This is a genomic window from Bacteroides sp. Marseille-P3684, assembly GCF_900291465.1.
Classification (GTDB): domain Bacteria; phylum Bacteroidota; class Bacteroidia; order Bacteroidales; family Bacteroidaceae; genus Phocaeicola_A.
On sequence record NZ_LT985808.1, the window covers coordinates 2,182,160 to 2,200,150 of the forward strand.

Below are 17,991 nucleotides of genomic sequence, written 5' to 3' on the forward strand. Positions count from 1 at the left end.
ATGAAACACATCATCATTTTAGGAGACGGCATGGCGGACTGGCCCGTGGAACAGCTCGGGAACCGCACGCTGCTGCAACATGCACACACGCCGAACATGGACCGGCTGGCTCGCAACGGACGTTGCGGATGCCTGACAACCGTACCCGAAGGCTTCCATCCCGGAAGCGAAGTGGCAAACATGTCCGTCCTGGGATACGACCTGAACCGGGTCTACGAGGGGCGCGGCGTGCTGGAAGCTGCCAGCATGGGCGTCGACCTGCAGCCGGGCGACATGGCGATGCGCTGCAACCTCGTCTGCATCGACGGCGACCTGCTGAAGAACCATTCCGCCGGACACATCACCACCGCTGAGGCGGCGGAACTCATCGAATACCTCCAGGCGCACCTGGGCAACGACCGCGTGCACTTCTACACCGGCGTGCAGTACCGCCACCTGCTCGTCGTGCGCGGCGGGGACAAGCGCGTCCGCTGCACACCCCCGCACGATGTACCCCTGAAGCCCTTCCGTCCGCTGCTCGTCCAGGCGGAAGTGCCCGAAGCGCAGGACACCGCCGACCTGCTCAACACGCTGATACTGCAATCGCAACAGCTGCTCGCCGCCCATCCGCTGAACCGGCGTCGCACAGCCGAAGGCAAGGACCCGGCAAACAGCATCTGGCCCTGGTCGCCCGGCTACCGTCCGCAGATGGAGCCTTTGTCCGAACGCTTCCCCCAGGTGAAACGCGGGGCGGTGATTTCGGCGGTCGACCTGATACGCGGCATCGGGCGCTACGCCGGGTTGCGCAACATCGAGGTCGAGGGGGCGACGGGACTCTATGACACCAACTACGAGGGGAAGGCTGCCGCCGCACTGGACGCCCTGCGCACCGACGACTTCGTCTACCTGCACGTCGAGGCTAGCGACGAGGCGGGACACGAAGGCGACGTCAGCCTGAAAATCAAGACCATCGAGAATCTCGACAGCCGCATCGTCGGCCCCATCAGCGAGGCGGTGCAGCACTGGGACGAACCCGTCGCCATCGCCGTGCTGCCCGACCACCCGACGCCCTGCAAGCTGCGCACACACACTGCCGAGCCCGTGCCCTTCCTGATTTACCGTCCGGGCATCGAGCCGGACGAGGTGCAGACCTACGACGAGGCAGCCTGCCGCGCGGGGAGCTACGGGCACCTGAAAGGCAACGAGTTTATCAACGCATTCATGAACGATTAGGACGACAGGCGGGCACGCCTCCCGTGTACCCCTTGCCGCCCAGCCAAACAGACACGAAACATGTTCTACTACAGCACCAATAAGCAAGCACCCGAAGTTTCCCTCGAGGAAGCCGTGGTGCGCGGGCTCGCCCCCGACCGGGGACTCTACATGCCCGAAGACATCCGTCCGTTGCCGGAAGACTTCTTCCGCGACATCGACCGACTGACGTTCCAGGAAATGGCGTACCGCGTGGCGCGCAACTTCTTCGGCGACGACATCCCCGCCGACGACCTGCAACGCATCGTCTACGACACGCTCAACTTCGACATCCCGCTCGTGGAGGTCACCGATCGCATCTACTCGCTCGAGCTTTATCACGGACCGACGCTGGCATTCAAGGACGTCGGCGCACGCTTCATGGCACGTCTGCTGGGCTACTTCATCCGCCGCGAAGGCGGACGCACGGTCCATGTGCTCGTCGCCACGTCCGGTGACACCGGGAGCGCCGTGGCAAACGGCTTCCTCGGCGTCGAGGGCATCCGCGTCTACGTGCTCTACCCCAAGGGGAAGGTCAGCGACATCCAGGAGAAGCAGTTCACCACCCTCGGGCGCAACATCACCGCGCTGGAGGTCGACGGCACCTTCGACGACTGCCAGGCGCTCGTGAAGCAGGCATTCCTCGACGCCGACCTCAACGCGCGCCTCAACCTGACGTCCGCCAACTCCATCAACGTCGCCCGCTTCCTGCCGCAGGCGTTCTACTACTTCCAGGCGTACGCCCGGCTGAAGCAGTTGGGCAAGGCGGACGAGATGGTCGTCTGCGTCCCCAGCGGGAATTTCGGCAACATCACCGCCGGACTGTTTGCCCAGCAGATGGGGTTGCCCGTCAAGCGTTTCATTGCCGCCAACAACCGCAACGACATCTTCTACCGTTACCTGCAGACGGGGCACTACGAGCCGCGTCCCTCCGTCGCGACCATCGCCAACGCCATGGACGTGGGCGACCCGAGCAACTTCGCCCGCATCCGCGAGCTGTATCACGACCGGGTGGAGGAGGTGCGTGCCCACATCTCCGGCGCGTGGTACACCGACGAACAGATAGCCCGGACGGTGCAGGAAGCCTACGATGCAACGGGTTACCTGCTTGACCCCCACGGCGCCTGTGCCTACCGCGCCCTGCAGGAGAATCTCCGCGAGGGCGAGCACGGCGTGTTCCTCGAGACCGCCCATCCGGCAAAGTTCCGCGACACCATCGAGCGCATCATCGGACGGGAAGTCCGCATCCCCGAGCGTCTGCGTGCCTTCATGCAGGGCGAGAAGCAGACGGTCCCGATGACGAAGGACTTTGCCGACTTCAAGCATTTCCTCCTGTCCCTCCCGTCGTGAGCCGTTCCGCCTTTTGTTCAGCGGAAGTCACTTTGTGAGGGCGTTTCCGGGTTGGACCGTCCTCTGCCGGGGCACAGAAACACTGCATACCGTTTCCCGTCTGTTGCGGGAGTCCGGAATCCGGTGTTTCTGTGCCCCGGTTGTTTTTCCGCCGTCCGTCTTCGCCCTTCTTTCCTTTCACACGGAAGCGGACGCTCCCGGAAACCGCGTTTCCTGCAAGCCATCGTCCGGTTTGGTCCTGGATACAGTGTATATTTCGTGTCGTAGCTCTGTTTAATACTACATACAGTGTATATTTTCTGTTGCATCCCTGTTTGCTCTTACATACAGTGTACATTTCTCGTTTCAGCTCTGTTTAGTCCTGCATACAGTGTATATTTCATGTTTCAGTTCTGTTTGGTCCTACATACAGTGTATATTTCATATTTCGGCTCTGTTTGGTCTTACATATAGTGTATGTTATCTATTGCATCCCTACATGATGTTACATACAGTGTAGGTAGATGGAAGGCGGGCGTCGGTTGAAAAGAAACGGACGGAAAAGGCATGAAAAAAACGCCAACCGGACCGGTGAAGGCGGTTGACGTGTACAAGAGGCGTCCGGTGAAAGACCCGACGGGGAATGACGGACGGACTACAGGCTGCGGCGGAAGCTGTACCAGTGAAGCAGGAAGCGGATGCCCGTGCCGATGAGCGCCAACGAGAGTCCCGTGTAGAAAACGGCAATGAACAGGGGAGGAAGCAGCTCGAAAAGGCGGACGACGATGCCCAGCGTCATCATGAACGCCATGATGAGCCACCCGCGGGTGTCGAAGAACGCGAAGGGGCAGTTCTTCTCGGACTTCCCGCGGATGCGGGCGGTGTATTTGCGGAACAACCGGTGGAAAACGAGGCAGAAGAAGAGGAGGAAGACCAGCGTCGCTTCCCCCGTCTTGAAGTACCAGGCGTGAGTGTGCTCATGGAGCCATGCCGCCAGTCCGATGGCAAGCACCTTGCCGCCGGCGAGAGTCCACACCAGTCCGGCGGTGAGGAGCAGGGTTTGTCGGGATACACCGTATTTCATGTGAGTCAGGATTTGGTTGAGGCGGCGAATATACGACAAACGGCAAAAAGAGGAAGTCAAGAAAAATCTATTTCCTTCCTCTCTTAACGTATCTTGACAAGTGTGCGGGGGCTGCCGGCGTGCCCGTCGGTGTGTCAGCGGACGGTCACTTGATGTGTTCGCGGATTTTGGTCAGGTATCGCTTCATCGCGTCGGCATCCTTGTCGCTGATGATGGTGAGCAGCTCGTTGAGCTCCGTGCGGATGCGCTCGACCTGTGCCGGCGTGCGTGGGTTGAAGAGAATCTCCTGCAGGAGGTAGTCGTCCTCGCTCAGCACGCCCCGGGCGATGGCCATGTGGCGCTTGAAGGTGGTGCCGGGCGCGTCCTGGTGCTTCATGATGGCTGCAAAGACGAAGGTGGACACGAAGGGGATGGAGAGCGAGTAGGCGACGGTTTCGTCGTGCTCCTCGAAGCTGTACTCGAAGATGTTCAGCTTCAGCGAGCTGTAGAGGTCCTTGAAGAAGATGCGTCCCAGGTGGTCGCCCTCGGTGATGATGATGGCATTCTCGTTGCTCAGGTTGTTGAAGCTGGCGAAGGTGGGTCCGAACATGGGATGGGTGGAGACGTAGCGGAAGCCGCTGGATTCGTAGAACTCCTTCAGTCCGGTCTTCACGGAGGCGATGTCGCTGAGGATGCACTCCTTGGGCAGCAGGGGGAGCACGTGGCGGAAGGCGTCGAGCGTGTACTTCACGGTGGCGGCATTGATGACCAGCTCGGGACGGAAGTCACGGATTTCGTCGTCGGTCGTGAAGCGGTAGGTGTTGTAGATGAAGCGCATCCGTCGGGGTTCGATGTCAAAGACGGCTGTTTCGTGTTGGAAGCTGAGGAGGTCGGTAAAGAAGGAGCCCATTTTTCCGGCTCCGAGTATCAGTATTCTCATGTGGTGGGTTGTTTGGTGGTGCGGGCACCGGCAGGCGGACGGGACGCGGGGTTGCGCCGTCCGTGCCGTGTGTCCCGTGAGAGGGTGTTCAGTTGTATGTTGTGAGGGTTGTTTTTCACTTGTTGATGATTTCCATCTGCTGACGGACGGACTCTCCGTGGATTGCCTCGAAGATGGTCCGCACGAAGTCGGCGCTCATGCCGCAGAGCTCGCCCTGTGCGCCGCGCTTCTCCAGGATTTCGTTGTAGCGTCCCGTCTGGAGGATGGTCATGGCATGTTCCTTCTTGAAGGTTCCGATTTCGCGGCAGATGCGCATGCGCTTGGCGAGAATCTCGATGATGTTGTTGTCGCACTCGTCGATTTGCGTACGCAGCTCGTTGAGGTTCTCGGTGGACTGTTTCTCCTTGCGGATGACCAGGAGGTTGAGGATGTATGCCAGCACGTCGGGTGTCACCTGCTGTGCGGCGTCACTCCAGGCGCAGTCGGGGTTGCAGTGGCTCTCGACGATGAGTCCGTCGAAGCCCAGGTCCATTGCCTGCTGGCTGAGGGAGGCGATGAGTTCGCGTTTGCCGCCGATGTGGCTGGGGTCGCAGAAGATGGGCAGGTTGGGGATGCGTCGGCGCAGCTCGATGGGGATGTGCCACTGCGGCAGGTTGCGGTATATCTTCTTGTCGTAGGAGGAGAAGCCGCGGTGGATGGCTGCCATGCGTTTCACGCCTGCATTGTTGAGCCGTTCCATGCCTCCAATCCAGAGTTCGAGGTCGGGGTTGACGGGGTTCTTCACGAGGACGGGGATGTCCACTCCCGCGAGGGCGTCGGCAATCTCCTGCATGGCGAAGGGATTTGCACAGGTGCGTGCGCCAATCCACAGCATGTCCATGCCGGCGTTCAGTGCCGCCTCGACGTGCTTGGCGGTGGCGACTTCGGTGGTGACGTACATGCCCGTCTCCTGTTTTACGCGTTGCAGCCAGGCGAGTCCCGGTTCGCCGACGCCTTCGAAGCCTCCGGGCTTGGTGCGCGGTTTCCAGATTCCTGCGCGGAAGATGCGTATGCCGCGGTTTGCCAGTTCGGTGGCAGTCTGCATGACTTGTTCTTCAGTTTCGGCGCTGCAAGGGCCGGCTATGATGATGGGGCGTTTGGGTTCGATGCCCGGTAAGAGGATTGATTCGAGTTCCATAGTTCGTTGTATTGTTTGAATGTTTGTCCGGTGTTGTGTGGCCGGTTGTTCAGATGATGTTCTTTATTCGTTGGAGTGCTTCCGCCAGTTTCTCCTCCTTGGCGCAGAGCGAGATGCGTATGTAGCGTGCGCCGTTGCTGCCGAAGATGAATCCGGGGGTGATGAAGACCCTGGCTTCGTGGAGCACCTTTTCCGTGAGTTCCTCGACGTCGGTATAGCTGTCGGGAATCCGTCCCCAGAGGAACATGCCCACCTGCGCGGGGTCGAAGGTGCATCCCAGGGTACGCATGATTTCCTCCGCCAGGTGCCTGCGGCTGCGGTAGAGGGTGCGGTTCATGGCTTCGTGCCACTCGTCGGAGTTGCGGTATGCCTGTGCCGCTGCCAGCTGCATGGGGCGGAAGGTGCCGGAGTCGATGTTGCTCTTCACCTTCAGTATCCACTGTACGAAGCGTGCGTTGGTGGCGAGCATGCCGACGCGCCATCCCGGCATGTTGTGGCTTTTGCTCATCGAGTTGAATTCGATGCAGCAGTCCTTGGCTCCGGGGACCTGCAGGATGCTCAGCGGATGTTCGTTGAGGATGAAGCTGTAGGGATTGTCGTTGACGATGACGAGGTTGTGCCTGCGTGCAAAGTCCACGAGCCGCCGGTAGAGTTCGGGGGTGGCATTGGCGCCCGTCGGCATGTTGGGGTAGTTGGTCCACATGATTTTCACGCGGCTCAGGTCCATCTTCTCCAGTGCGTCGAAGTCCGGTTGCCACTGCTGGTCCTCCAGCAGGTCGTAGGGGACGATTTCGCTGCCGAGCAAGCGGTTGAGCGAGGTGTAGGTGGGGTATCCGGGGTTGGGAACGAGTACCTGGTCGCCCGGATTGACCAGTGCGAGGGTGACATGGAGGATGCCTTCCTTCGAACCGATGAGCGGTTGGATTTCGGTGTCCGGATTGAGTTCCACGTCATAGAACCGTCGGTACCATGCTGCCATCGCCTGTCTCAGTTCGGGGATTCCGACGGTGGGTTGGTAGCCGTGCACGTCGGGTTGGCGTGCGGTTTCGCAGAGCACGCGGATGGTTTCGTCGGAAGGCGGCATGTCAGGGCTTCCGATGCCCAGGCTGATGACGTCCTGTCCCTCGGCATTCATGCGTGCCACCTCCTTGAGTTTCCTCGAGAAGTAGTATTCGCTGACGGAGCTTAGCCGTTCGGCGGGCTGTATGTCAAATGTGTGATTTTCCTTCTCCATATTCACCAAGTATTTGAAGTTCTTTTGTCAGGGGTGTGATGGCGTCGATGGACTGCTTGTAGCGCAGGTAATCGGCGAAGGCGACATCGACGTAGAAGAGGTATTCCCATTCCCGTCCGATGATGGGCAGTGACTGTATCTTGGTCAGGTTGATGTTGTAGAACGAAAAGATGGAAAGTACCTGTGAGAGGCTGCCTTCGCAGTGAGGCAGTGAGAAAACGATGGTCGCCTTGTTGATGTGCGAGCGGTCGCGCAGCTCGTCCGCCTTCCAGGGGTCTGCCACGACGAGGAAACGGGTGAAGTTGTGCTTGTTGGTCTCGATGCCCTCTTCCAGGACTTTCATGTCATAGAGCGAAGCGGCGGATTTGGAGCAGATGGCTGCGTGGCCCTTGAGCTGTTTGCGGCTGATGAGTTCGGCGCTTCCGGCGGTGTCTTCTGCTTCGACGATTTTCACGTCGGGATGTTGCAGGAGGAATTCGCGGCATTGTGCCAGTGCCACGGGGTGTGAGTTGATTTCGACGATGTCGCCCCATCCCTCCTCCGGCAGGCAGAGTAGGCTGTGTGAGATGCGCATCTTGTGTTCGCCGACGATGGTGGTATGGCTTTCACGCAGCAAGTCATAGTTGTGCAGCAAGCTTCCGGCGATGGTGTTTTCGATAGCCATCAAGCCGATGACATTGCTGTCCTGCTTCATGGCATCAAAGATTCCGTCGAACGTGGAGCAGCAGATGAGTTCGATGTCTTCATTTTCGAAATACTGGTGTGCAGCCATGTCGTGGTAAGAGCCTTTGACACCTTGGATTGCAATTCGTTTCATGCTGTTTATCTTGTTTTAAAATAAAAAATCCCGCCTCAGTGTTGAAGCGGGACCTTATATAAGTTCATAATCATCAGTTGTAGGCTTACCTTACATATACGACTTCCCGCTTCACTTTGTTGCTAAAGTAAAAGTAAAAGAAGAAGTAAAAATATGTATGGAATAAAGCTTTCATTGTTGTTTTGTTGTTAATACGTGGGCAAAAGTAGTACATTTCTTTTAAAATGCAACATCTGCAAACATTTTTTTTCAAATTCCGCTATTTTCCTTTCATCAGCCCAGCGGATTGTTGCTTTTGTAGAGCGTGTCGAAGTTGTCGAAATGTCCGCTGATGCGGTTCTCGCTTTCGGGGTTCAGCTCGAGCGCCTTCTTCATGTCGGCGAGTGCCCCTTCCTTGTCTCCGCTGTCCATCTTCAGCTTTCCGCGCAGCTGGTAGAGCTGTGCCTTCTCGTTGATTTCGAGCGCTTCGTCGAGTGTGGTGATGGCCTGTGCGTATTCCTTTTTCCGTGCATGGATGAGGGCAATCTGTTCGTAGGAATGTTCGTTGAAGGGGTTCAGGTCGATGACTTTCTTGTAGTAAGTGACGGCTTCGTCTTCGTTGCCCAGTCCCTGTTGCACTTCCGCTGCAAGACGGAGTGCCTCTTCGTCGATGGAGTCATGTTTCAGCAGGAAGTCGACGTCCTCCAGTGCCTCGTTGTACTGTTTCATCTCCAGCAGCACCTGCCCGCGCATGAGGTAGGCTTCGGTGAAGTCTTCCTTCCTGCTGATGGCCTGTGTCAGGGCGACGATGGTGTGTATGGAGTCTCCCAGCTTGTGGTATGCCTGTGCCTGGAGGAAGTAGGGTGTTTCGTTGTCGGGCACCAGTTGTGCAGCCTGTTGTGCCGTTGCCAGCATGTCATCATAGTGTTCCTGGAGGTAGCAGACGCGTGCCAGGTCGAGGTAGCTTTGCAAGCGTTGAGGTTCGAGGCTGATCATCTGTCCCAGCACTTCGTGTGCCTGGTCGAGCTTGTTCAGCTGAAGGGATGTACTGACGAGCAGCGATGCAGTCTCCAGGTCCGGTCGGATGTTGAGTGCTTCCTTGAAACACTTCTCTGCATAAATCCATTTCCCGATGCGCTGTGCGCGTATGCCATCGTATTTGAGAATGTCGAAATTTCTCTCTTCGTTCTTGTGCCGTACGTTCTCTTCCGGTTCGTTGTTGCCGGTAAAGAGTTTCTTTAAGAGGTTCATCATAATTAAGGGGTGTTGTTTAAATGGGATTAAAGTTAAGATGGGGGCAAAGATATGGATGTTTTTTTATTCCTCTATCTCTGTACTCAAATATTTCTTGTTGAGCTTTGCCCGTCCGTCCTGCAGGCGTATGTCTCCGCAGTGCAGGAGGTAGGCGTATGCTTTCTTCATTTTGTCCGGTGAGTTGTCCAGCTCCATCAGGTCGGCGGCAGGGTGGGGCAGTCCGTCGCTGAGTTCCTGGAAGATTTTTGCCCGCAGGTTCTCGAATTCCCCCAGTAGCAGGCCCGAGTCATGCTTCCTGAGACAGACGTCGCATTGCAGGCAGTTGTGCGTATGGCGTTCGCCGAAGTAGTCCAGCAGCATGCGTCCGCGGCATGCATCCCGTGAGGTCATGTAGGTCAGCATCGCCTTGATGCGCTGGGCGTAGTTCTCCTTCCGCAGCTCGTATACTTCCGGTGGAATCACAATCCGCTCTGTCTCCACCCTTTTCTGCGTGAAGGTCACGTAAGGGGTCTTCTTGCCGGGGATGTATTGCAGGATGCGCCTCCGGGCGAGGCTCAGCAGCCCCTCATAGACCTGTTGGCGGGAGAGTCCGGTCTTCCGGCTGATGTCGTTTTCGCTGATGATGACATAGTCGGAGAACACTCCTGTGTAGTTTCTCAGCAAGGCTTGCAGGAGCTCTTCGGTCTCCTCCGGCAATCCGTGTATCCGGTAAAGCTCATCACGGCGGAAGATGAACATGATGCGGGAGCTGCTTTCCTGCTCTCCCGTATAGTCGATGTATCCCGAGCGCGACAACAGTTGCAAGGCATGATGCAGCGGTACGGGGAAGTGCTTGAAGTTGCGGCAGAACTCGTCCATGTTGAATTCATACGTGCAGTCGAACCCGTCGCCCACCGCCATCTGATAGTAGTAGCACAAGTGTTCGTACACCTTCCGGATGTAGTCTTTCTCGGGGAACTTGTCGGAGACATGTTTGTTGAGCATCCTCTTGTCATGCGGATTGTAAAGCAGGACAGCGTAGGCCTTCTTCCCGTCGCGTCCGGCTCGTCCGGCTTCCTGGAAGTAAGCTTCCGGCGAGTCGGGCGAATCCGTGTGTATGACCAGGCGTACGTCCGGTTTGTCGATGCCCATGCCGAACGCGTTGGTCGCTACCATGACCCGTGACTCTCCCGTCTGCCATCGTTGTTGCCGGAGGTCCTTTTCCGCATTGTCCAGTCCGGCATGATAGTATTCGGCAGTGATGTCGTGCTGTTGCAGGTAGGTTGCCATTTCCCTGGTCTTTCTCCGGCTGGTCACATAGATGATGGCGGACCCCTTCATCCGTTGCAGGATGTGGATGACCTGTTCGGGTTTGTTTTCCGTTTCCCGGACGATGTAAGCCAGGTTCGGACGTTCGAAACTCATCCGGAACACATTCTCCTCGCGGAAATGCAGCTGCTTCTGAATGTCGGCGACCACCTCAGGCGTTGCCGTTGCAGTCAGCGCGAGGACAGGCACGTCCGGCAGCAGTTCGCGGAGCTGATGTATCTTCAGGTAAGCCGGACGGAAGTCATATCCCCACTGCGAGATGCAGTGTGATTCGTCCACCGTGATAAAGCTGACGTGCATCTTCCGGAGTTTGGTCTGGAACAGCTCTGTCCCCAGTCTTTCCGGAGAGATGTAGAGGAACTTGTAGTTGCCGAAGATGCAATTCTCCAGCGTGACGACAATTTCGTCACGAGTCATGCCGGAATAGATGGCAGTAGTCTTGATGCCCCGTTCGCGCAAGTGGCGTACCTGGTCCTTCATCAATGCGATGAGTGGAGTTACGACCAGACATAAGCCTTCCTGTGCTAATGCCGGAACCTGGAAGGTGATTGATTTTCCTCCCCCCGTCGGCATCAGTCCCAAGGTGTCTTTTCCACTGCCAATGCTGTTGATGATTTCTTCCTGGATGCCTCGGAAGTTGTCATATCCCCAATAGTGCTTGAGGATGGCTCTATAGTCCGTCATGATTTATTCAGCAGGGCGTATGTCCTCTATTTGCAGTTGCACTTCTCCGCGTTTGTGCGTATTCTCTTCAATGGTGTAGCAGATGTCAAACGAACGTTTGGTCTTGATGTATCGAGCCTGCGAACTTTGGCCGAAAGCGATTCCGTTCATCACATTGTGCGACTTGTTGTCCACCAGTTCCAGCTTGATGTGTTCCTGTTCACGTCCGACCACTTTGCTTGTCCCATAGTCATAGACGTGGTTGGTGCAGAAGATGGGTTTGTGATTGTCCGGTCCGAATGGATTGAAATGCTTCAGGTCGTTGAAGAACTTGGCTGTAATGTCACGGAAGTCTATTTTGGCGTCAATGTTGATGATGGCACGTGTCTGTTCCGGCAAGATGTGTTCTGCCACAAACTGTTCGAACCGTTGCGTGAAGGCGTCTACATTTTCCACTTTCATGGAGAGCCCGGCAGCATAGGTGTGTCCTCCGAAGTTCTCCAGGAGGTCACGACAATGCTCGATAGCCTTGTACACATCGAATCCGGCAACCGAGCGGGCAGACCCCGTAGCCATGTCGTTGGTGCGTGTGAGTACGACAGCCGGACGGTAATAGATTTCCGTCAGGCGTGAAGCCACGATGCCGATGACACCCTTGTGCCATGCCTCGTTGTAGAGGACGATGGAACGTCTGTGTGACAATCCTTCCAAATGGTCCACAATCTTGTTGGCCTCTTCCGTCATGCTCTTGTCCAGGTCCTTGCGCGTCTCATTGTATTGGTTGATTTGATTGCTTTTCGCCAACGCGCTGGCAAAATCTTTCTCAATGAGCAGGTCGACCGCTTCCTTTCCGTTCTGAATCCGTCCCGATGCGTTGATGCGCGGTCCGATTTTGAAGACAATGTCGCTGATGTTGATTTCTTTGTCCGCCAGTCCGCATACGTCGATGATGGCTTTTAGTCCGATGCTGGGATTGGAGTTCAATTGACGGAGGCCGTAATATGCCAGAATCCGGTTTTCTCCCATGATAGGTACAATGTCAGAAGCGATGCTGACAGCCACCAAATCGAGTAACGGAGTAAGCTGTTTGAATTCGATTCCGTTGCTTTTGGCAAAAGCCTGCATGAACTTGAATCCGACTCCACAGCCCGACAGATGCGGATAGGGATACGTTGCATCCAGGCGTTTGGGGTTGAGGATAGCCACGGCAGGAGGGAGAATTTCATCAGGCACATGGTGGTCGCAGATAATAAAGTCAATGCCCTTTTCCCGAGCATACGTGATTTCTTTCACAGCTTTGATTCCACAGTCGAGCACGATGATGAGTTTGACTCCCGTTTCATGCGCGTAGTCCACTCCCTGTATGGATACTCCATATCCTTCGTTGTATCTGTCCGGAATGTAGTAGTCTATGTTGGAGTAAAATTGTTGTAGAAACTTGTAGACCAGTGCCACGGCAGTCGTACCGTCTACATCATAGTCGCCATAAATCATCACACGTTCCTTTCTTCCCATCGCCTGGTTGAGACGCTCTACGGCTATGTCCATATCTTTCATTAGAAATGGGTCGTGTAGTTCGTTCAATTGTGGATGGAAGAATTTTTTGGCTGCGGAGACGGTGGTGATTCCCCTTTTTTGAAGTAAGTGGCATAGAATCGGGTGGATGCCCAGCTCTTTAGCAAAGGAGTTGGCTGCCTCTACTTCATTGTGTGTGGGAGCTTGATAATTCCATCTGTATCGCATTTTATATATTGTTTTTCTTTTTCTTTCTTTATCAGGCGGAGGAATTTCTCCGTTTCGATTTGTAAAGTTAGGAAAAAGAAATAGAAAAGCGCACCGATTCTGCATATATTTAACAGAATCGGTGCGCTTGGGCAAGTTTTAAAACCGGGGAATCAGATGCTGTAGAATTTTATTTTATACCCAGTTTCTTGGCTATTTCCTTGGGAAGTGCCTTCTTGTTGACAACAATGTTCATGGTTTTGTATCGTGCATAAGCTTTGGATACATACCAGATACCCTTGTAGTCGCCAACGGTGCCCCATGAGTTCTTTACCATGTAGTATTCCGTACCCTTCTGGTCTTTGGCAATACCGTAAATCTGCATGCCGTGATCGTCGGTCGTTTCCCAATTGTCATAAGCTCTTTGGCGCTCCTCGGGTGTGCACCACATTTGCGGCTGCGGGCTGTTGATGAATTGCGGAGAGTTGGAGAGGCGCAACCAGCGTGCCATATCAGAGCCGGTCAAGTCTTCTTGTGCCTTCTTCATGTCAGGCAAGGTTCCGATACCGGTACGGTTGAATCCGTTTTCGCTGACGTCAGCTCCCCATGCAATGGTATATCCGTTCATGATTGCGTTGTCAAACACTTCCATGAATTCGTCAAGCGGCAGGTTGTAGGATTGTCCCCAACGCCAGTTGTCCTGGATTTCAAGTACGAAAGGTTTGTAATACGGATGATGCGTATAAGAGGTCAGCGAGATGTAGTCGTCGGCATTCAGTCCGGTTGATTCGTAGAATGACTTCGGGGTATAGGTCTTTCCTTTGTATTCGAAAGATTCCGGACGTTTGCCCAAGTAGGCATCGTAGATACCGGCAAGACCTTTTTGCCATACAGGTACATTGTTCTCGTCCATCTGGATGGATTTCTGGTTGCCTTTAGCAATGGCTGCCACATAAGCTTCAGTTACTGCCGAAAGTTCATTGTGGTTGGACAGTGTGTCACCATACATGACACCCGGCCGCATCAATTCTTCAGGCACCAAGCCAAACTGCTGCATTCCATAAATCACGTCATAGAACGAACCTCCCTGTGAGAAGGATACGTCACCATGGGTACGGACAGTTGCGTTGGCGCGGTCCATATAAGTATTATAGACCAGATACATTTCAGAGAAGTCATACTCACCTTTGCCCATACGCAGCAGTTCGGATTCAATGAAGCCTAAGCCTGAATAGCACCAGCAAGTACCTGCACGACTTTGGTTCTTGATGGAGGTGATGGGGTTTTCTTTCACGGTCGTGAATACAAAGCCTTCTCTTTTCTCTTCTTTCGCTTGCTCCTGTGCCATAGCCTGACCCATGAACAGCAGGCTGAGTGCAGCCGTTGCAAATAATGTTTTTTTCATGTTTTGGTTTTGTGATGGTTAAACTAATTTAGTTATTTCTGAATTGTTATTAAGTGAATGAACTGTCAATCGGCTACTGCGCCAATGTCTGACGACCATTTCATTAAGTTCATTCTCTTAGTCTGTTGTTTTTACTCATTCATGATGTTCTCAACTTCCTCGACGGTTAATGGAATATGTTTCTTTCCCAGGAAGCGCGAGCCGGTCGCGGTAATCAACACATCGTCCTCCAAGCGGATACCGCCGAAATCCTTATAAGTGTCGATGATATCGTAGTTAAGAAAATCGGTGAACTTGTTTTCAGCCCTCCATTTATCAATCAGGGCAGGAATAAAGTAACATCCCGGTTCGTCCGTGATGACAAAGCCTTCTTGCAGGCGACGTCCCATACGCAAGGATGCCAATCCAAATTGTTCAGAAGGACGGGTCTCCTCATCATAGCCTACATAGACTTGTCCTAATCCCTCCATGTCATGTACATCAAGTCCCATCATGTGTCCCAGTCCATGGGGCATGAAAAGAGCGTGTGCACCCGCAGCTACGGCATCATCCACATTGCCTTTCATGAGTCCCAGATCTTTCAGACCTTGGGCCAGCACTTTGCATACATTGATGTGTACCTCTTTCCAGGTCTGCCCGGGGCGCGCAAAGTCGATGGCATGGTCATGGCAGGCTACGACAATGTTATATACATCCTTTTGGCGGCTGGTAAAACGTCCGCCAACAGGAACTGTACGTGTGAAATCCGAGCAATAGTTATTGACGGTTTCAGCTCCGGCATCGGTCAGCATCAGCTTGCCGGTTTGCAAGATGTTGCCATGATAATGGTTGTGCAAGGTTTCTCCGTTTTGGGAGAGGATGGTGGCAAATGAGGTCATGCTGCCGTAAGAAGCTGCAATGCCGTCGAGTACACCGGCTATGTATTGCTCTTTTACACCGGGCTTGCAGAGGCGCATTGCGGTGGTATGCATTTCATAGCCAATATCACAGGCGCGTTCGATTTCCTCAATTTCGCAAGGCTCTTTTACAGAACGCAGGTCCACAACAGCCTTGATCAGCGGAAGGGAGGCTTTGGCTTTCAGTTCTGCAGCAGGGATACCGAGCATCTCTTCCAAAGCGAACATGGTATCATGGCGATAGGGAGGGAGATAGTGTATCTGGCGGCGTTGTCTGGCAGCAGTAGTAACTAATGTTTTCAAATCCTGGGTCGACCCACTGTTGTCTACGCCAATACTTGCCGCCATATCTTTGACACTGGGTTGCGGCCCCATCCAAATGATGTCGTCCATGGTTACATCGTCTCCAAAGAGATATTCCTCACTGCTGTCCAAGTCAATGACACCAGTCATCCCGGGACGATTGATACCGAAGAAATAGAGAAAGCTACTATCCTGACGGAATTTGTAAGCATTGTCCGGGTAATTGCACGGAGCTTCGTTATTGCCCGGAAAAATGATGATGCCACCTTGCAATTTAGTTTGAAGAGCTTGGCGGCGTTTCTTGTAATCTGCGTTGAACATATTACACCTGGCTTAGATTTGTTGATTTAAGTTATTTTGCAAAAATAGTCATTCCTATGAATAAAACTAATATCTTTGCCCATATCTTTGAATAAAATCTATATGGCGATAGACAATCACACAGGACTGGTTTTGGAAGGAGGTGGTATGCGTGGCGTATTTACCTGTGGTGTGTTAGATTATTTTATGGATGCACACATTGAGTTCCCTTATATTATAGGTGTATCTGCCGGAGCGTGCAATGGCTTGTCATACATGTCGCACCAACGGGGAAGGGCACGTTTCAGCAATGTAGAGATGATGAAAGAGTATCGCTATATAGGTGTAAGGCATCTGTGGACACAGCACAGCATTCTCAATCTGGATTTATTGTATCGACAATTTCCTGAACGTATTTTGCCTTTTGATTATGACGCGTGCTTTGCCAATCCTACCCGTTTTGAGATGGTCATGACTGATTGCCGTACGGGGCTTCCTTGCTATCTGGAAGAGCGTTCAGATCCGGCGCGGCTGGTTTTACTTGCTAAAGCATCGAGCAGCTTGCCTTATGTCTGTCCAATCACGTATGTGGACGGAGTGCCGATGCTGGATGGGGGAATTATAGACTCGATTCCTGTCGTACGTTCTGTCAGTCAGGGATATTGGAAGAATGTGGTAGTACTTACGCGTAACAAAGGGTATCGGAAAACGGCCAAAGACATGAGGATTCCTTCCTTTATCTATAAGAAATACCCTAAATTGCGTGAGATACTCAGTCACCGTAATGCCATTTACAATCGTCAGCTGGAAATGGTGGAACGGATGGAGGAAGAAGGACGTATTTTGGTTATACGTCCGATGAAACCCATGGTTGTCGGGCGCATCGAGAAAGATGTGAAGAAACTGGCAGCTCTGTACGACGAAGGATATGCTTGTGCAAAAACGGTGATGGAGAGTGAAGAAGCCGCATCATTTATGAAATCCGTATCCATTCTGTCGGATAAGGTTTTATAAGCATGCATTTTTATAGGGTAGCATTCATTTTGCGGTTGGCTTTCTCTTCCGCTTATAACACTGTTCATACGAACAAAGTCCACAAGATTATTCCAATTTACGCACATCAGGGCGACCTCCGCTGTTGGGTTGAAAATGACTTAAAGGAAGGAACGGATGACAGAAAAGCCTCCCCTGATGTAAAGATTCCACAAAACGTAAAGAAAGCAAAAGGCGATATTTGCTTGACAGAATTGGCATTTCTGCCTTTTCCGGCTAACGCGTATTTTGGGAAAAACGTGTAAAGTAGGCTTTTTTAGGAATAGATATGCGCTTTCGGACGCATAAACATTCCATTTCAAGCTGAAAGTTGCATGTTTATACCTACAAACAATATTGTTTCACGCATCAAACACTTGTGTTTGCCATATCAAACAATATTGTTTGATTCGCCAAACAATATTGTTTCGTGGGTCGAACATTCGATTTTCTTGATAGACAACAATAATATACCGAATTTCACCTTCTTTTACCTCTAGTTTGTGTGTGCAGTGTTCATTTTTCAAATGATGAAATTGCAAACTTCTTCTTCGTTTTGGTGAATGGAAGAATTACTTTTATCTCTTAATTAAGACGGAAAGATATAAAAATAGTCAGAAGAGTGCCATCATGTATTTTGCGAATCGCCTGGGAAGGCCCTTCTCGGTCACCAACTCGTGTTTTGTTCCAAGGAAGGCCCTTCTCAGGCGATTCGTTTGACGTTTTGCCATTTTGTTAGTTGAGGCTTCTTTTGAATATAAAATGCATAATTGATTTCATGTGCATTGAAGTTCCCTTCTATTCTTTTTTCTGCAGGTTAAAGCGGTATTCCCTGATATTATGACTATATTTGCACTATAAGCCAAAATGTTATGATTAACAGGAAATTCAAGACTATTCTCTATATATAAGTGGAGGGAACGAGATGGTCTTTTAGATTTGATGTTAATTTGAAATGTGTTATTGATTGACTTGCGTTGACAATGTTAAGGAAAATTAAATATTGCATGTTAAGAAATGGCGGACGCACAAGCGCAAGCGGCAAGTACCGTGGTGCAGACAGTAAGAGCGCATCCTACACCCTTGCGATGAGCTATGACAATATGCACCGCATCAAGTCGAAGAGCCAGCACCTTACCCAACAAGGCGTGCAGTTTGATGGCACGCTCAATGCCGGATATGACCTGGCCTATACCTATCAGGATTCCTTGGGGCACAAGTTCCAGCTCTCCAAGATAGAGGACTTGAACTACCGCACCGAGGGAACACCCAAGGAGAAGATCGACAACGGACACAGATACCTCTACGATGCCAACGGCAATTTAGTCTACATCAATAC

The 17,991-nt window shown here is 52.9% G+C and carries 14 protein-coding genes and 1 pseudogene; 4 read left to right on the forward strand and 11 right to left on the reverse strand.

The genetic code is table 11. From position 1 onward, the window contains the following. Both C8275_RS08485 and thrC read left to right on the forward strand, forming a co-directional pair. Positions 1-1,212 carry a cofactor-independent phosphoglycerate mutase gene (locus C8275_RS08485; RefSeq protein WP_106484809.1) on the forward strand — a complete coding sequence of 404 codons (1,212 nt, stop codon included), beginning with the start codon at positions 1-3 and terminating at the stop codon, positions 1,210-1,212. Positions 1,213-1,272: 60 nt separating this feature from the next. Next, positions 1,273-2,580, forward strand: coding sequence for a threonine synthase (thrC, locus tag C8275_RS08490; protein ID WP_106484810.1), 1,308 nt, complete (start codon positions 1,273-1,275; stop codon positions 2,578-2,580). Positions 2,581-3,214: 634 nt separating this feature from the next. Here the strand turns inward: thrC and C8275_RS08495 are convergent. The 11 genes from C8275_RS08495 to C8275_RS08540 form a co-directional block, all read right to left on the reverse strand. Further along, a complete protein-coding gene (locus C8275_RS08495; protein ID WP_106484811.1) occupies positions 3,215-3,643 on the reverse strand; it encodes a hypothetical protein in 429 nt (142 codons plus the stop codon). A gap of 145 nt (positions 3,644-3,788) precedes the next feature. Next, entirely contained in the window at positions 3,789-4,562 is a 774-nt protein-coding gene (locus tag C8275_RS08500; protein WP_106484812.1) for a prephenate dehydrogenase/arogenate dehydrogenase family protein, read from the reverse strand. Beyond that, complete coding sequence (locus C8275_RS14920) at positions 4,559-4,681, reverse strand: hypothetical protein (protein ID WP_255413988.1); 123 nt, start codon at positions 4,679-4,681, stop codon at positions 4,559-4,561. The genes C8275_RS08500 and C8275_RS14920 overlap by 4 nt, the downstream gene beginning before the upstream one ends. Further along, entirely contained in the window at positions 4,678-5,739 is a 1,062-nt protein-coding gene (locus C8275_RS08505; protein WP_106484813.1) for a bifunctional 3-deoxy-7-phosphoheptulonate synthase/chorismate mutase type II, read from the reverse strand. Before C8275_RS08505 ends, C8275_RS14920 begins: the two co-directional genes overlap by 4 nt. A 49-nt stretch (positions 5,740-5,788) precedes the next feature. Beyond that, complete coding sequence (locus C8275_RS08510; protein WP_106484814.1) at positions 5,789-6,973, reverse strand: pyridoxal phosphate-dependent aminotransferase; 1,185 nt, start codon at positions 6,971-6,973, stop codon at positions 5,789-5,791. Then, a complete protein-coding gene (locus C8275_RS08515; RefSeq protein WP_106484815.1) occupies positions 6,948-7,790 on the reverse strand; it encodes a prephenate dehydratase in 843 nt (280 codons plus the stop codon). Before C8275_RS08515 ends, C8275_RS08510 begins: the two co-directional genes overlap by 26 nt. A 273-nt stretch (positions 7,791-8,063) precedes the next feature. Further along, positions 8,064-9,023 (reverse strand): lipopolysaccharide assembly protein LapB, encoded by a 960-nt coding sequence (locus C8275_RS08520; RefSeq protein WP_106484816.1) that lies wholly within the window; start codon positions 9,021-9,023, stop codon positions 8,064-8,066. 63 nt (positions 9,024-9,086) lie between these two features. Then, a complete protein-coding gene (locus C8275_RS08525; RefSeq protein WP_106484817.1) occupies positions 9,087-11,015 on the reverse strand; it encodes an ATP-dependent DNA helicase RecQ in 1,929 nt (642 codons plus the stop codon). 3 nt (positions 11,016-11,018) lie between these two features. After that, entirely contained in the window at positions 11,019-12,737 is a 1,719-nt protein-coding gene (gene recJ, locus C8275_RS08530; protein WP_022383499.1) for a single-stranded-DNA-specific exonuclease RecJ, read from the reverse strand. 169 nt (positions 12,738-12,906) lie between these two features. Then, positions 12,907-14,121 (reverse strand): aminopeptidase C, encoded by a 1,215-nt coding sequence (locus C8275_RS08535; RefSeq protein ID WP_022383500.1) that lies wholly within the window; start codon positions 14,119-14,121, stop codon positions 12,907-12,909. Positions 14,122-14,252: 131 nt separating this feature from the next. After that, positions 14,253-15,641: an aminopeptidase P family protein gene (locus tag C8275_RS08540; protein ID WP_106484818.1), complete on the reverse strand. Its 1,389-nt coding sequence runs from the start codon at positions 15,639-15,641 to the stop codon at positions 14,253-14,255. Between the two features lie 102 nt (positions 15,642-15,743). On the opposite strand from C8275_RS08540, the gene C8275_RS08545 reads away from it, so the two are divergent. Together C8275_RS08545 and C8275_RS08555 are read left to right on the forward strand one after the other, a co-directional pair. Continuing rightward, positions 15,744-16,634 carry a patatin family protein gene (locus tag C8275_RS08545; protein WP_106625775.1) on the forward strand — a complete coding sequence of 297 codons (891 nt, stop codon included), beginning with the start codon at positions 15,744-15,746 and terminating at the stop codon, positions 16,632-16,634. Positions 16,635-17,659: 1,025 nt separating this feature from the next. Beyond that, a pseudogene (locus C8275_RS08555) lies at positions 17,660-17,991 on the forward strand (RHS repeat-associated core domain-containing protein); the annotation flags it as partial.

Bases quoted from the DNA above. Each gene is read 5' to 3' on its own strand.
- C8275_RS08540 (WP_106484818.1), bottom strand. From the start codon at position 15,641: ATGTTCAACGCAGATTACAAGAAACGCCGCCAAGCTCTTCAAACTAAA.
- C8275_RS08545 (WP_106625775.1), top strand. From the start codon at position 15,744: ATGGCGATAGACAATCACACAGGACTGGTTTTGGAAGGAGGTGGTATG.
- thrC (WP_106484810.1), top strand. From the start codon at position 1,273: ATGTTCTACTACAGCACCAATAAGCAAGCACCCGAAGTTTCCCTCGAG.
- recJ (WP_022383499.1), bottom strand. From the start codon at position 12,737: ATGCGATACAGATGGAATTATCAAGCTCCCACACACAATGAAGTAGAG.
- C8275_RS08505 (WP_106484813.1), bottom strand. From the start codon at position 5,739: ATGGAACTCGAATCAATCCTCTTACCGGGCATCGAACCCAAACGCCCC.
- C8275_RS08535 (WP_022383500.1), bottom strand. From the start codon at position 14,121: ATGAAAAAAACATTATTTGCAACGGCTGCACTCAGCCTGCTGTTCATG.
- C8275_RS08500 (WP_106484812.1), bottom strand. From the start codon at position 4,562: ATGAGAATACTGATACTCGGAGCCGGAAAAATGGGCTCCTTCTTTACC.
- C8275_RS08525 (WP_106484817.1), bottom strand. From the start codon at position 11,015: ATGACGGACTATAGAGCCATCCTCAAGCACTATTGGGGATATGACAAC.
- C8275_RS08520 (WP_106484816.1), bottom strand. From the start codon at position 9,023: ATGATGAACCTCTTAAAGAAACTCTTTACCGGCAACAACGAACCGGAA.
- C8275_RS08515 (WP_106484815.1), bottom strand. From the start codon at position 7,790: ATGAAACGAATTGCAATCCAAGGTGTCAAAGGCTCTTACCACGACATG.
- C8275_RS08495 (WP_106484811.1), bottom strand. From the start codon at position 3,643: ATGAAATACGGTGTATCCCGACAAACCCTGCTCCTCACCGCCGGACTG.
- C8275_RS08510 (WP_106484814.1), bottom strand. From the start codon at position 6,973: ATGGAGAAGGAAAATCACACATTTGACATACAGCCCGCCGAACGGCTA.
- C8275_RS08485 (WP_106484809.1), top strand. From the start codon at position 1: ATGAAACACATCATCATTTTAGGAGACGGCATGGCGGACTGGCCCGTG.